This is a genomic window from Bordetella sp. N, from assembly GCF_001433395.1.
In the GTDB taxonomy this organism is placed as follows: domain Bacteria; phylum Pseudomonadota; class Gammaproteobacteria; order Burkholderiales; family Burkholderiaceae_B; genus Bordetella_C.
In genome coordinates, this window is record NZ_CP013111.1 from 5962920 (window position 1) to 5978191 (window position 15272).

The window sequence follows — 15272 nt, forward strand, 5'->3', positions numbered from 1 at the left end:
GAATAGGATTCCCATCTGCTGATCTTCGTCTCGACTAAATCCTGGAATCCTCCGCCGGGAACGCAGGTTGCGTTCCGCGCCTGGCCGCCGCTCCCCCTCGGCCGGCCACAGCCATGATTAGAAAAGCGAGAAACGAGCATGAACGCGAAAGTGACGTCACCTACCAGCGCGGCAGGCGGCTGGGGCTCGGCCAAAGCCGTCGGCACCAGCCTGGCGAAAGAACATGTCCTGCTGCATGGATCCGCCCTCCTTGCTCATCAGAACAAGCCCGATGGATATATGTGCGTCAGCTGCTCCTGGGCCAAGCCGGCACATCCTCATCCATTCGAGTTCTGCGAGAACGGCGCCAAGGCCACCGCCTGGGACATCACCAAGAAAACCGTGACGCCGGATTTCTTCGCCAAGCACACCTGTACCGAGCTGCTGGAGTGGAGCGACTACGACCTGGAAAAAATCGGCCGCTTGACGGCCCCCATGCGTTGGAACGCCCAGACCGATAAGTACGAGGAAGTCCAATGGCAGGACGCCTTCGCCGATATCGGCGCGCGCTTGCGCCCACTGGCGCCGGACTCCGTGGTCTTCTATACATCCGGCCGCGCGTCGCTGGAAACGTCCTATATGTTCGCGCTGTTCGCACGGCTGTTCGGTACCAATAATCTGCCTGACAGCTCCAATATGTGCCACGAAAGCACGTCTGTCGGACTGCCCAAGACCATAGGCGTACCCGTCGGCACCGTGACGCTGGACGACTTCGAACATACGGACTGCTTCTTTTTCTTCGGCCACAACACCGGCACCAACGCGCCCCGCATGTTGCACCAGCTGCAGGACGCTCGCGACAAGCGCGATGTCCCCATCGTGACCTTCAATCCATTGCGGGAGCCGGGCTTGGTGGCCTTCCGCAATCCACAGTCCCCCACCGAGATGCTGACAGGCAAGAAAACACAGATCAGCACGCAGTATCACCAGGTGAAGCTAGGAGGCGACACGGCCGCCTTGGCCGGATTGTGCAAATACCTTATTGAAGAAGACGACCGCGCCCAGGCCGAGGGCGCACCCGCAGTGCTCGATCACGCGTTCATCGCCGAGCATACCCACGGGTTCGAAAGCTTCGCCGCCGCCATGCGCATTGCTTCGTGGGACGAGATAGAACGGCACGCCGGCCTGACCCGCGCGGCACTGGAATCCGCGGGGCAGATCTATGCCCAGGCAGAAGCCGCGATGGTGCTCTATGGCATGGGACTGACTCAGCATCGCAACGGGGTCCAGAACGTGCAGATGATTACCAACCTGCTTCTGCTGAAAGGCAATATCGGCAAGCCGGGCGCCGGTGTCTGCCCCATCCGCGGCCATTCGAATGTGCAGGGCCAACGCACCGTCGGCATCACCGAGAAGCCCGCGCAGGTGCCCGCGGACAAGCTGAAGTCTCTTTACCACTTCGATTCACCCACGAAGAAAGGGCTGAACACCGTCGAAGCCTGCGAGGGGATCCTGGACGGCAGCGTGCAAGCCTTTATCGGACTGGGCGGCAACTTCGCGCGAGCCACGCCGGATCATTCGCGGATGGAGCCGGCCTGGTCCACCTTGGGGCTGACGGTGTCCGTCGCCACCAAGCTCAATCGCAGCCATCTTCTGCATGGCCAGGTTTCCTACCTGCTGCCTTGCCTCAGCCGCATAGAAATCGACCGGCAGGACGGCGGCGAGCAGGCGGTTTCGGTGGAAGACAGCACCGGTTGCTTCCACGGCTCCAAGGGCCGCAGCGAGCCCACCAGCGATTTGCTGCTGTCGGAGCCGGCCATCGTGGCCGGCCTGGCCAAAGCCACGGTTGGCGATCGGGGCACCGTCGATTGGGACGGCTGGGTGGCCGATTACGCGCTTGTCCGCGACGCCATCGAGGCGACCTATCCGAAGATCTTCAAGGACTTCAACAAGCGCATGTGGAATCCCGGCGGCTTCCATCGTCCGTTGGGCGCGAGCGAGCGGAAATGGGAAACGGAAACGGGCAAGGCCAACTTCGTCGTTCCTGAAACCTACGATGAAGATCCCGACATGCCGGAACATGACGGCAGCGTCATCCGCTTGATGACCACGCGCGGGGACAGCCAGTTCAATACCACGGTCTATTCCCTCGACGACCGTTTCCGCGGCATCAAGGGAACGCGCAAGGTGATCATGCTGAACGCGGATGACATGCTGCGCCTGGGCCTGCAGGAAAGAGACGTCGTCACCGCGTCCACCGTCGCGCACGACGGCTACACCCGGCAGGTCAAAGGCCTGGAAGTCCGCGCCTTCGATATCCCGGCAGGTTGCGCCTGGTCCTATTACCCGGAGTGCAATCCGCTGATTCCTCTGTGGCATTACGCCAAGGAAAGCAAAGTCCCCGCCGCGAAATCCGTGCCGATCAAGTTGCACAAGCAGATGTGAAGCTTTCAAGTCGGCCAGCCTGACGCTGAGGAAAAATCGCACACGGGACGCGGGAGGGATGAGAGATTGTGGACTGCTGCGGTGATTAGCCCGCATAATCGCCGCACAATCTGCGGTGATTACGTATTCAGCGCGCCGACTCCGGAACGATCCCATGCCCCAATATTTCTCAGAAGACGCTTCCGTCGACGCGGTGAACGCCCGGATGGGCGAGGACGTGTCGCCGCGTTTGCGGCAGGTCATGACGTCGTTGATCACTCACTTGCACGGCTTCATCAAGGACGTGCAGTTGACGCAGGAAGAGTGGGCGTTCGCGGTCGACTTTCTGACCCGGACGGGGCAGATATGCAGCGAGCAGCGGCAGGAGTTCATTCTGCTCAGCGACACGCTGGGTGTATCGATGCTGGTCGATGCGATCGGTAATCGCCGGCCCTCCGGCGCGACGGAAAATACTGTTCTGGGGCCTTTCCACGTGGCTGACGCGCCGCGGCGCGAGATGGGGGTGTCGATCTCCGCTGACGGCAAGGGCGAAACCTGTTTGTTCGAAGGGCGCGTGCTCGACGCCGCAGGGAATCTCATCGAGGGCGCCTGTCTGGACGTATGGTCCGACAATGCCGACGGCTTTTACGACGTGCAGCAGCCCGATGCCCAACCCAGATGGAATAACCGCGGCAGGTTCACGACCGGCGCCGATGGCGCTTATCGCTTTATCGGGATCAAGCCGGTTTCCTATCCCATTCCTTACGATGGTCCGGTAGGAAAAATGCTGGCCGCATTGGGCCGCCATCCCTATCGTCCCGCGCACATGCACTTCATCGTCACAGCACCAGGCTTCCAGACCGTGGTGACGCACACCTTCGTCGGTGACGATCCCTACATCACCTCCGACGCGGTCTTCGGCGTAAAAGACACCCTGGTCGCGCCCTTCGAAAGGGTAAACGACGGCGCCACCGCGTGGCGGTCCCCCTTCGACTTTGTGCTGGTGCCCTCGTAGCGTTGAAACGTCGACTTCGGTGGCGGCACGGCCGGGCGCATCCAACAAAGAACCCCTCAGCAGTTTCCTCAACGAATCGAGGTCACCGAGAGGGGCCGTGTTGAAGCGAATTCTAATTCAAAAATTACAACGCACTCCCCAGCTTCACCATCTCCGCCCGCACTTCCTCCCCTGGAATATCCCGCAATCGTCGCCCACTATCCAGCGACAAGATGGTCGCAACGGCGGCGGCGCGGCCGTATTCGAAGCACTGGGCGGTGACGCGGGCCGACGCCAGGGCCTCGTGTTCCGCGCTCAGGCAGCGACCAGCGACGATGAGGTTCTCCCCGTGCTCAGGAACCAGGGCCAGATACGGAACCTCGTAGTAATCGTCCAGCAGCCAATGCAGCTTGGGCTTCTCACCCGCATGTAATTCAATAGGCCAAGGCACACGGCAGATGCCGTCGTCACGCTTGCGGCAGGCCAGTACGTCCTCATTGGTCAAGGTGGCCACGCCCACGATGCTGCGCGTCTGCCGCACGCCAACCTGAGTGCCCGTGTTCATCACATAACTGTCTTCACAGCCGGGAATATTGTCGGCCAGGAACGCGGCATACTCGCGCACCTGGCGGCGTCCGGCGATCTCGGCTTCGGTAAAGTCTTCCGGGTCGATCACATTCAACATGTGGCCATCGCGCGCGGTCAGGCGGGTGGCATTGACCAGCAACTCGCCCGGCCGCGTCGTCGGAAAGATCCAGATTTTTTTCCGCGGCAGATCGTAGCGCTTGTCGGCATCCGCCTGCGCAATCGCGTCGCTGACCTTGGGCGGATTGATGGTGTCGTCACCCCAATATGCTAGAAACCGCGCAATGTCGATATGCCCCAGCCGAAAGAACATGGTGGGGTTCTGGATCTTGCCCTGATCGCCAAACACATAGCGATAACCGGCACGCGCAATCACCGCGGCGTCGCCGGAGGCGTCGATGATGCGCTGGGCCAGCACCACGGATCGGCCCGCGGCCGATTCGATGACCACGCCGGCGCATGCGTCGCCCTTCACGATCACACCGATGACGCTGGTGTGGAATAGCGTCCGCGCGCCAGCGTCTTCGACCAGCTGATCAGCGGTCTCGCTCCACATCAATGGGTCATGGGTGACGGTCCAGGTCCTGCCGTAGCGCTGCGGCCCCGTCACGCCACCCCGATGCGCCAACGCGGCACGGAAGCGTTCGGTAAATCCCTGCACGACCTGCTGAGGCTCCGCTTGCCGGTCACTCGCCAGATACATGCCGCAGATCGTCCCGGACATGCCCGCCACCGCCGCCCCGCCAAAAAAACCGTAGCGCTCGATCACCAGCGTCCGCTTGCCCTGCTCCGCCGCGGTGGTGGCGGCGGCCACGCCGGCAGCGCCACCGCCGACGACCAGCACGTCGACCTCGGCCAGCACTGGCAGATCGGGCGCGGTGTCGTAGCGGCTCTCCAATTGCCAGGCCGGGAAATAGTTGTTCTTGCGGTCCATGTCGTCTCCTTCAAATAGCCAGGGCCGCCGTGTAGGCGGCGGCCGGTCGCGCCGGGCTAATCGATTTCCTTATGTACGGTTTCAGGTCCCAGTGCCAGCGCGATCAGGGTCAGTATGCCCATGGCCCCCATGTAGATCACGATAGGCCACCAGTGCTGATAATAGGTGTAGAGCGCCGTGGCGATAAAGGGCGCCAGGCCTCCCGCCAACAAGGACCCCAGCTCACGCGAGAACGCGAAACCCGCCAGGCGGAACTCCGTGTCGAAGAGCTCGGCGTACCACGCCGCCTGCGGCGACAGCATGGCGGGGTAGGCAAAGCCCAGGCCCACGGCGAAACCCAACGCCACCGCCCAGAACGCCTTCACGTCCAGCAGCATGAAGAAGGGCGCAAGCCACAGCACCGAAAAGATGATGCCGGCCAGATAAACCTTCTTGCGGCCGATGCGATCCGACAAGGCCCCGTAGAACGGGATGGTCACCAACTGGATGGCCGAAGCAATGATGACCGCCCACAGCGCCATCGACTTCTCCATCTTCAGCGTCGTCACCAGATACGACACGCAGAACACGGGATAGAGATAAGCGAAGCCGTTCTCGCCCATGCGCGAACCGATGACGATGAAGAAGCTGCGCGGGTGATGCTTGATCGCCGACAGCAGGCCGATCTTCTTCGGCTGCCGGGTTTGCTGCGTCTTTTCGAACGCGGGTGGCTCTTCGATGTTGCGCCGAATCAGATAGCCCACCAATACGCAGGCAGCGCCCAGCAGGAAGGGAACGCGCCAGCCCCAGGCCAGGAAGTCCGCTTCGCTCAATACATTGAGGAAAAAGAAGAACACGGCGTTGGCCAGGAGGGTCGCCGCCGCGAATCCCAGCGGCGCCCATGCGCCGGCCGCGCCGCGCTTGCCTTTCTGCGCATGCTCCACCGACAACACGACCGCGCCGGCATATTCCCCGCCGGCGCCGAAGCCCTGGACCAGGCGCAAGACCACCAGCAGTCCGGGCGCCCACAAGCCGATGCTCTCATAGGTCGGCAACAGGCCGATGGCCGTCGTCGCGCCGCCCATCAGGAACAGCGTCAGCACCAGCACGGTCTTCCGGCCGACCTTGTCCCCCAGGTAGCCCAGGAACAGCCCGCCCAATGGACGGGCAAGGAAGCCCACCGCATAGGTCGCGAAGGCGGCCAGGGTACCCACCAGCGGATCGCTGGTGGGAAAGAACACCTTGTTCAAGACGATGGCCGCCGCGGTGCCATAGATGATGAAGTCGTACCATTCCAGTACGGTTCCGATGAACGCCGCAAGACCCGCTTTCCTGGACTTCCTTGCCTCTGCCTGTGTGGACATGATGGCTGTCTCCGTGTGTTGTTGTTTTTGATCTGTTCGATGCGTCAGGGATTGTGCGCATGCACTTTGCGTTTGCCCAGCACCGCGCCTTGCTCGATGGGCTGCACCAGCTGGGCATATTGCAGTAGATAGGTGCTGTTGCCGCCCCCCAGTTCGAGTTCGCGCGGCCGCCACTCGCTCAAGCGCCGCGCGATCTCATCTTGTGGGACGTCCATGTCGATCCGCCGATTGTTGAAGTCGATGTGGATAGTCTCGCCTTGACGGACCACGGCCAACGGGCCACCGGCGGCCGACTCCGGCATCAACTGCCCTACGATGATGCCGCGGTTCAAGCCGGACAACTCTCCGTCGGTGACCACCGCCACGAACTCGGCGATGCCGGCGCCGTTCAAAGCCGCCACGAAGCTGCAGGCGAAGACAGTGCCCGGGCCGCCGCTGGGGCCCATATTGCGCAACACGATGACGTCACCCTTGGCGATCTTGCCTTCGCCCAGCGCTGCGATCGCCTCGTCCTCGCCCTCGTAGATATTGGCGGGTCCGGAAAATTCAGCGCGCTCGCCCGGCACGGCCGACAGCTTTACGATGGCGCCGTTGGGCGCCATGTTCCCGCGCAGGATGCCGACGCCCGGGCGTTGGCTGACGGGCTCGCTGAGCGAGCGGATGATCTTGTCGTCCTTGACGCGCGCGTCGCGAATGTTCTCGCCGACGGTCTGGCGGGTGACAGTCAGGGCAGCCAGGTGCAAATGTTCGCGCAGCTGGCTCATGACGGCGGGTGTGCCGCCGGCGGCTTCAAGATCCTCCGTGCGGAACGGCCCGTTGGGACGCACGGCGGTCAACAGCTTGATCGACTTGCCATAGTCTTCGTACAGCTTGACCACGTCCAGCGGCAACTCCGCTTCGGTGGCGATGGCGGCGATGTGGCGCACGGTATTGACCGACCCGCCGACCGCCAACACCATCATGACCGCGTTGCGGATGGCCTCTTCGGTAATGATCTGACGCGCCGACACGCCGTGGCGAACCAGCTCGACGATCTGGCGACCGGCGGCCTGCGCATACTCCTTGAGGCGGCGCCCGTTGGCCCAGATGGGCGAGTTGCCCGGCAGGCTCATCCCCATGGCCTCGGCCACGATGTGCATGGAGTTGGCGGTCCCCAGGCCGGCGCAGACACCGGGCGACTGGATGGCCACATCCGTCATGTCGGTAAGATCCTTGAGGGTGATCGCGCGGGTCGCCAGCGCGCCGATCTGCTCATAGACATCGTCGATATCGAAGAACTGGCCCTCGAATTTCTCGTTCGAGCACTTGCCGCCTATCTGGTATCCGCAGGTCAGCAGCAGGGCAGGGACGTCCAGGCGCGCGGCCGCCATCAGGTGGGCAGGGGTGGTCTTGTCACAGGAGGACAGGCAGATCATGCCGTCCAGCACCCCGCCTTCGACCATGCACTCGACCTCGTTGACCATCAGGTCGCGCGTCGGCATCAGGTAGCGCGCCTTCTTGCCCGCGCTGGTGACGAAGTCGCTGGGCGCGACCGTGCGCACTTCGAAAGCCAAACCGCCGGCATCCTGGATCGCCTGCTGGACCACGGCGGTGACGTCGTCCAGGTGAACGTAGCAGCTGGACAGTTTGTTGGAGGTATTGATGATCGCGATCTTGGGCTTTTCCATGTCCTCTTCACGGATGCCCATGCTGCGCCACTGGCTGCGCCGCACCGCCCAACGAGTGGAACCGGGTTCGAAATTACTTCTGTACATGCTGTGTCTCCTGGATCATGCGCAGGCTGGCGCGCTTCGAATGATTGGTATGCTATCCGACTAAAGTGGTCAGACAGCCTACCAATTGATCCGAATTTGCCCCTATTGCGCGATGATTTGAAGTGCTGTACAGGAAAGTGGACGGACCATTCTGGCGAAGAATGGTAAAGTCCAACGTCTTATTTTTCAGTTGTCCGGCATCAGGCCCATGAGCAAGACCCGTTTCTCCATGCTCCCCATCAAGCGCACAGACATCTTCCAGGAGGTCTGTCAGCAGCTCGACGGTCTATTGAACAGTGGGCAGTTCCAGGTCGGCGACAAGCTGCCTTCGGAACGGGAGCTGTCGGAGAGCTTCTCGGTCAGCCGTTCGTCGATCCGGCAAGCGCTCAAGGTGTTGGAGGCGGCCGGACGAATCGAGACCCGGGTCGGCAGTGGTACTTACCTGATCGAAAAGCAGGCGGTCACCAGCAGCGGGGACAATCTGAATGCGCTGTTGGCGCAGGGCGTGGACAAGGCCTTCATGCAGCAACTGATCGCCGCACGCACGGCGGTCGAGCGGGCGGTGTTCGAAGCCTATGCGGTGCAGGCCAACAAAGGCGGCATCCGCACGCTCAAAGAGCTGATCGACGAAAACGCGTTGGACAAGACCTCCAGCGGCGAATTCGAGGAAAACGCCGGCCTGGATCTCAGTTTCGAGGCCAAAGTCGCCGAGCTGGCGGGCAACCCTATCCTCGCCGCCATGCAAAGGCAGATCCACCAGCTATGGATACAGGCCTGGCGGGTCTATGGATTCGTCCCGGAAAGCCGCCAGACCCTGCATCAGGAACACTGCGCCATCATCGAAGCGCTCGCTTCGAAGAACACGCCGCGCGTCATCGACCTGGTCGTGCAGCACGTGGATAAGGAAGTCGAGTAGGCCGACCCGGCGGCGGCGCGGTGCTTTCCCGCACGACCAGGCTGAACTCCACCGGCGTGCTGCTCGCGATCTCCTGCCCGTTGATCCTGCTTAACAAATAATCCGCGCTTCGTTCGCCAATCTCGGCGGAAGGCAAACGTATCGTCGTCAGCGGCGGCGTCAGGTGCGCGGCGAATTCGTTGTCGTTGATGCCCGTGATCGACAGCGCCTCCGGCACCCGGATACCCATCTTCCTGGCTTCGACCAGCGCGCCGAACGCAATGGTGTCGCTGCCGCAGATAATCGCCGTGGGCGGATTGCGTGAACTCATCAAGGTGCGCAACGCCAATTGCCCGTCGCTCAGGTTAAGCGTGCGATCGATCAGGCGCTCCTGCGGCAAGGCCAACCCCCGGCTGGCCAAGGCCAGACGTACTCCCGCGATACGCCCCGCGGACCGATCGCTGATCCCGGACGGCTGCGCGATGATGCCGAAGTCCTTATGGCCCAGATCCAGCAGATAATCCGCCAAGGTGCTGCCGACGGCAATATTGTCGAATCCCACACAAGGATGCGCGTCGTCGAGCACCCAGCCGTTGACGTAAGGGATACGCTTGGCCTCCAGCAACTCATACACTTGCGGCAAACGTTGTGCACCGACGAGCATCAACCCAGCAAGTCCGTAAGCCGACAGCGCCCGCACCTGGCGCAATTCTTCTTCATGATCGTAATTGGAGCTGGCCAATAAAAGCGTATAGCCCGCCTGGTTCACGCGCCGTTGCAGCGCCGCCAGGCCGGCGGAGAAATTGACGTTCTCGATCGTGGGGATCACCGCGCCTATGCTGTTAGATCGCTGCGTTGCCAAGGCCCGCGCCCCGGCATTGGGCGTAAATCCCAAACGCTGCGCGGCCGCCGAGACTTCTTCCCGCAAGGCATCCGCCACCTTGCTATTGCCATTGAGCACCCGCGAAACCGTGGCCACCGATACACCGGCCGCGCGCGCCACATCGCGCGCCGTCACCGCATTGGATTTCGGTCGTGACGCGCGGCGCTTGATCGTTACCGCCTCGCCGCGGGCCATGGTGGTTCCTTCGCTCAAGTAATTGTTTTTTGGGGAGACGAACAGCCGTCAATCGATGTCGTCAGTGTCGCCGGAGAATTCCATAGGGCAAAAGAAACCGCCATGGAACTGCGCGGCAATGGGATCCTCGGGCCCGGACTTGGCAAAGATTTCCGCGGCGAATGCCTCGGAGTCATCCTGCGGCTCATACCCCAGGAATTTGATGTTCGTGTTGTCCCAGCGGCTGCGCAGATTTTTCGAGACGCCATACGCGACCAGAAAATGGTAGTCGGGATAATCGATGCACCGCCGCGCCAGGCGCACCATGTCGCCGTGACTGAGCCAGCTCAGCAACTGGCGCGGTTCGCTGGGCCGGTCCGGCGTACGAAAGGTGCCTATCCGCAGACACGCCACCGATATGCCATGCTTGTCCGCATACAGCCGCCCCATGGCCTCGCCGAATACCTTGGACACGCCGTACCGCGTATCAGGCCTGGGCTGCACGGTGTTGTCGATGAACCGTTCCCGGCGATGAAAACCCACCGCGTGATTGGAACTGGCGAAGACGACACGTTTGACGCCTTGCGCCCGCGCCGCTTCGAAGACGTTGTAGACGCCGTCGATGTTCAAGGCCATTACCTGGGACCAGGGCGCTTCCTCGGGAACCCCCGCGAAATGCAGGACGCAATCGATGCCCTCCATGCAGCGCTGGACGGACTCCGGATCGCGGATGTCCAGCTGGCACACTTCCTCGCCGGGACCGGCCGGTTCTTGCGGCGCAATATCGGCGAGGCGCAGCAATTCATATTGGCCGCGCAGATGTTCCCGCAGCACGCGCCCGATCGTGCCGGCCGCACCGGTGATCAGAATGCGCTGCATGGCGCCTTCTTCAGTTTCTTTCTTCCGCATGATTCAGCTCCGCTATCTGATGGCAAGCTCGGTTTCGCTGTCGAAGAAATGCAGGTGTTCCCCGGACGTTGCCACAGATATGCTGTCGCCCGACTTAATGGGCGACTTGGCCTCCACCCGCGACAAGGTCAAAGGCAAGTCGCCGAGCCGGGTTTCCAGCACGATTTCCACGCCCAACTGTTCCACGACATCGACCGTGGCCTGCCCGATCACCTGTAAATCAGAACTGCCGCCACCGGCAGGCCCGCTGTCAGCGCGCGCCACTGACAGATGCTCCGGCCGCAGGCCCAGTATCAGTTCCTTGCCCTGCCAATTGGCCAAGGCTGCCGCCTGCGCCGCGGGAATGGCGACATCGAGTCCGGGGGCCGACGCAAATAGCGGGCCACCGTCACCCGTGCGCAGCGTCACGCTGATGAAATTCATCGACGGCGCGCCGATAAAGCCGGCCACGAACTTGTTGGCCGGCTGGCTGTAGACCTCCAGCGGCGTACCCACCTGCTGGATATTGCCGTCCTTCATGACCACCACGCGATCGCCCAGGGTCATGGCCTCTACCTGGTCGTGCGTCACGAAAACCGAGGTCGTCGGAATGCGCGTGCGCAAGCGCTTGATCTCTAGTCGCATCAGCGTGCGCAGCTTGGCATCCAGGTTGGACAGCGGCTCATCGAAAAGAAATACCTTGGGCCGACGAACGATGCAGCGGCCCAGGGCGACGCGTTGCTGCTGGCCGCCCGACAACTGCTTGGGCTTGCGCCGCATCAACTCGTTCAGCCCCAGTATCTCCGCCGCCCGATCGATCTCGGATTTGATCTTCGCTTCATCGATCTTCTTGTTGCGCAGCCCGAACGCCAGGTTGTCGTAGACCGTCATGTGCTGATAAAGCGCGTAGTTCTGGAAGACCATCGCCACATCGCGATCCTTGGGCGGCAGGCGGTTCACCACCTGCGCGCCGATGCGGATTTCGCCGGTGCTGATGTCTTCCAGTCCGGCGATCATGCGCAGGGTCGTGGACTTGCCACATCCTGAAGGGCCCACCAGAACCACGAATTCCTGGTCCGCGATGGTCAGGTTGACGTCCTTGACGGCGTGATGGGCCGTACCGTAATGCTTGTTCAATTGAGAAAGTACGATTTCAGCCATCTGCATGTCTCCGATCTACTTCGCCGCCACCTGGCCCGCCGTCGCTGCTTGCGTCACCAACGGCGCGCCCTCCGCCAGTGCCTTGGGAATATCTTCCCGCGTGCCGACGACCGCCTTGATGGCCGCGTCGGAGAACGCTTTGTGTACGGCCGGCCAGGCTTCGAAGTAATAGCCCCCGTGGATCTGGGTGGCCACGTCCAGGCTGTGCTTCTTCAGCTCCACCATCTTGGGATTTACCGCGGCGATCTTGTCCCAAAGATTCTTGTTGGGGGGCGGGGCGCCGGTCTTGGCGAACAATTCGATCTGGCCTTGCTCGTCCAGCAACATGCCCGACAGCATCTGCTTGGCCAGGGCTTTACGCTCCGGCGACGCGGACTTCGGTATGGCCCAACCCCAGGCATCGTTCCAGGCAATGTAATCCTTGCGGCTGGGTCCTTTGGGCAAGTATCCAATCCCCACCTTGCCGGCGATCTTTGATTTCGCCGGGTCATCGAAGCTGCCCCAGTTCGACGAATCGGACACGGTGAACGCCGAATTACCGGATGTGAAGATGGCATTCGCCTCATTGCGGTCGTAAGCCGGCATGCCCTTGGGACTGATCTTGTGCGTATTGATGGCGTCCCACCAGAACTCCGTCACTTCGCGCATGCACTGGTCCGTCATCATGGACTTCCAGCCGTTCTGCTTCAACACGGCGTTGGCGCGCTCGTAGGTGGGCGCCAGTACATCGCAGTTATTCGCCCACATGGACCAAAACCAGGTGTTCCACGAATTGTTCATCGACATGCTGCCGACGAAGCCATACTTCACCTTATTCTCCGCCTGCAGGCGCTTGCTTACCGCGACCAGTTCATCCCAGGTCTTGGGAACCTCTTCCGGCTTGACCAGGTCGGTGCGATAGAAGAACACGCCAAAGGTATGCGCCATCGGCACGAACGTGGTCTTGCCATCGGCGTTGTCGAAGATGATGCCGGCCGACGCGAAGGGATCCACATTCTCTATGCCCTTGACGTCATTCACCGGCTCCAGCATATGGGCCCATAGCTGCCCCCAGTCGTCGTTGTGCCAGATCACGTCGAATTGATCCGCGCCGGACGTCAGCGCGGAAGTCATCTTTTCCAGATACACCCCATAGGAGTTGGGCACCTTGACGATCTTCACGCCATTGGCCTTGCCCCATTTCTCCAGCAGCTCCACCGCTGCGTTCTGGATGGGATTGGGTTGAAACCCGATGCGGATTTCCTTTTCCTGGGCATGCGCCTTACCCGTCACCAGCGCCAGTGCCATCGCGGCCAACGCCGCGCCTCTCGCGAATGTGTTCATTGTCTCTTCCTGTCTTTGTGGAATGATTCATTATTTTTCTGCTACTCATCCTTCTACTGCGGATCTACGGTCCGCCACCTGTGGCGAACCCGCGAGTCCTAGATCTTCAAGCCGCGGATCACATACTTCTGCCCGAACAGCGTCAGGAAGAAAGCCGGGACCAATCCCAATACCGCGGTGGCGCTCATCAAATGCCATTCGGTGCCCATCTCGTGCACGAACTGCGCGATGACGACGGTCAATACTGGTGTGTTCTGGCCGGTCAGGATCAGCGCGAACAGGAACTCGTTCCACGTGAACAGCCAGCACAGCACGGCCAGGGCCGAAATGGCTGGAATCGCCGACGGCAAGGCCACTCGATAGAAGGCGCCCCAGCGTGAGCAGCCGTCGATCAGCGCGGCGTATTCCATGGAGGGATCGATGCCGTCGAAAAAGCCCTTCATCAACCAGGAAAAGAAGCAGATGTGGACGGCGATATGGGGCAGCAGTAGCCCCGCATACGTGTCGTAGGCGTTGATGCTCTGCGCCACGAAATACAGCGGCAAGACCCAGGAGATATAGGGAATGCAGCGGAACACATAGATGGTGCCGAACCAACTGCGCGAAATCGGCCCGGTGAAGCGCGACAGCATATAGCCGCTGGTCACCGTGATCAGGATGGAGAACACGGTGGCCAGGGTGGCGATCACGGCGGTGTTGATGAACGCGGAGACCACACGGGGATCGGCCAGCACCTGGACATAGCTGTCCAAGGTGAACTCTGTCCCCTGGTGTACATAGAACACGCCGGACTGCGGGCGCAGGGACGTCAGCACCAGCCAAAGCACGGGGAAGGCGAACAGAAAGCAGACCACCGCGATGCCCAGGCCGAATGCCACGCGACGTGCGCCGGGACCAAGATTGGAGAGAGATTGCCAGATCGCGCTCATGCTGACACCTTCGACACCCGGTCGAGAAATTTGTACAGAATCATGCCCACGATCAGGATGATGGCGCCGCCAATGATGGCGGCGGCCGAGCCACGGCCGAAGTTCAGATAGACGAAGGCGCTCTGGTAGGCGTACTGGCTGAACATCTCGGTCTGGCGCGCCGGACCGCCCCCCGTCAGGGTCCAGACGATGTCGAATACCCGGAAGGCGTCGATGGCCCGGATCACCACGCACACCAGGATCACCGGGTGCAGCATCGGTACGGTCAGGTAGCGGAATACGCGCCAGCGCGTGGTGCCGTCTATGGCAGCCGCTTCGAAGGGTTCCTTGGGCAGACTCTGCAGGCCGGCCAGCAGCAGCAGGGTGAACCACGGCGTCCATAGCCAGACATCAGTCAAAAGGATGATGCCGAAAGCGGTCCAGCGCTCCGCGAGCCATGCCCGCGGCTCCAGGCCCAGGGCTTCGAAAACGACATTCACGATGCCGAACTGATCGTTGAACATCCACCGAACCATGATGGCCGCGATCACCGGCGCGATCATCAAGGGCAACAGCAGCATGGTCTGCACCAGGCTTTGCCCGCGGAACGGCCGATTCAGGGCCACGGCCAGGCCCAGGCCCAGCGCCAGCGAAATCGCCACGCTGCAGAACATGAACATGAAGGTATTCGGCAGAACGATCTTGATGAATGCCGGATCGGTGAGCACGCTGATGTAGTGCGACAACCCCACCCAGGTCTTCTTGGGGTTGTGCAGCATCCAGTCGCGAAAACTGGCGTTGGCGCCGATGGCGATAGGTACGATCTGGAACAGCAGAAGCACCAGCACCGCCGGCGCGACGAGCAGCAGCATGAAACGCTCGCGCTCTCCTATACGCCATCTCTGTGCGACAGACGTGTTCATCGGAACGATCCTCTAGTGGGGACTGCGTGATCTGCTTCTTGGAGAAACTTCCAGGCACGGCCCTGCGCCGCTACCGCGTGGGTATCGGTCCTGCATGAAGACGG

The 15272-nt window shown here is 61.6% G+C and carries 12 protein-coding genes; 3 read left to right on the forward strand and 9 right to left on the reverse strand.

Annotated features, from left to right (window positions below; translation table 11 throughout):
* Positions 1-138 precede the first annotated feature (138 nt).
* Positions 139-2424 (forward strand): FdhF/YdeP family oxidoreductase, encoded by a 2286-nt coding sequence (locus tag ASB57_RS25780; protein WP_057654752.1) that lies wholly within the window; start codon positions 139-141, stop codon positions 2422-2424.
* Positions 2425-2578: 154 nt separating this feature from the next.
* Entirely contained in the window at positions 2579-3418 is an 840-nt protein-coding gene (locus ASB57_RS25785; RefSeq protein WP_057654753.1) for an intradiol ring-cleavage dioxygenase, read from the forward strand.
* A 124-nt stretch (positions 3419-3542) separates the two neighbouring features.
* Here ASB57_RS25785 and ASB57_RS25790 read toward each other — a convergent pair whose 3' ends face one another.
* The 3 genes from ASB57_RS25790 to ASB57_RS25800 are packed head-to-tail and all read right to left on the reverse strand — an operon-like array spanning position 3543 to position 8013.
* Positions 3543-4916 carry an FAD-dependent oxidoreductase gene (locus ASB57_RS25790; RefSeq protein ID WP_057654754.1) on the reverse strand — a complete coding sequence of 458 codons (1374 nt, stop codon included), beginning with the start codon at positions 4914-4916 and terminating at the stop codon, positions 3543-3545.
* Between the two features lie 56 nt (positions 4917-4972).
* Complete coding sequence (locus ASB57_RS25795) at positions 4973-6259, reverse strand: MFS transporter (RefSeq protein ID WP_057654755.1); 1287 nt, start codon at positions 6257-6259, stop codon at positions 4973-4975.
* A gap of 44 nt (positions 6260-6303) precedes the next feature.
* Positions 6304-8013: a dihydroxy-acid dehydratase gene (locus tag ASB57_RS25800; RefSeq protein WP_057654756.1), complete on the reverse strand. Its 1710-nt coding sequence runs from the start codon at positions 8011-8013 to the stop codon at positions 6304-6306.
* Positions 8014-8221: 208 nt separating this feature from the next.
* Between ASB57_RS25800 and ASB57_RS25805 the strand changes: the two genes are divergently transcribed.
* Positions 8222-8929 carry a FadR/GntR family transcriptional regulator gene (locus ASB57_RS25805; RefSeq protein WP_057654757.1) on the forward strand — a complete coding sequence of 236 codons (708 nt, stop codon included), beginning with the start codon at positions 8222-8224 and terminating at the stop codon, positions 8927-8929.
* Here ASB57_RS25805 and ASB57_RS25810 read toward each other — a convergent pair.
* The 6 genes from ASB57_RS25810 to ASB57_RS25835 form a co-directional block, all read right to left on the reverse strand.
* Positions 8886-9986 carry a LacI family DNA-binding transcriptional regulator gene (locus ASB57_RS25810; protein ID WP_057654758.1) on the reverse strand — a complete coding sequence of 367 codons (1101 nt, stop codon included), beginning with the start codon at positions 9984-9986 and terminating at the stop codon, positions 8886-8888. The genes ASB57_RS25805 and ASB57_RS25810 overlap by 44 nt on opposite strands.
* Before the next feature lie 48 nt (positions 9987-10034).
* Complete coding sequence (locus ASB57_RS25815; RefSeq protein WP_369822762.1) at positions 10035-10874, reverse strand: NAD-dependent epimerase/dehydratase family protein; 840 nt, start codon at positions 10872-10874, stop codon at positions 10035-10037.
* 12 nt (positions 10875-10886) lie between these two features.
* Positions 10887-12014, reverse strand: coding sequence for an ABC transporter ATP-binding protein (locus ASB57_RS25820; protein WP_057656451.1), 1128 nt, complete (start codon positions 12012-12014; stop codon positions 10887-10889).
* Positions 12015-12029: 15 nt separating this feature from the next.
* Positions 12030-13337: an extracellular solute-binding protein gene (locus ASB57_RS25825; protein ID WP_057654759.1), complete on the reverse strand. Its 1308-nt coding sequence runs from the start codon at positions 13335-13337 to the stop codon at positions 12030-12032.
* A 98-nt stretch (positions 13338-13435) separates the two neighbouring features.
* Positions 13436-14266 carry a carbohydrate ABC transporter permease gene (locus tag ASB57_RS25830; RefSeq protein ID WP_057654760.1) on the reverse strand — a complete coding sequence of 277 codons (831 nt, stop codon included), beginning with the start codon at positions 14264-14266 and terminating at the stop codon, positions 13436-13438.
* Positions 14263-15168, reverse strand: a complete 906-nt coding sequence (locus ASB57_RS25835) for a carbohydrate ABC transporter permease (RefSeq protein ID WP_057654761.1) — start codon at positions 15166-15168, stop codon at positions 14263-14265. Before ASB57_RS25835 ends, ASB57_RS25830 begins: the two co-directional genes overlap by 4 nt.
* Positions 15169-15272 lie beyond the last annotated feature (104 nt).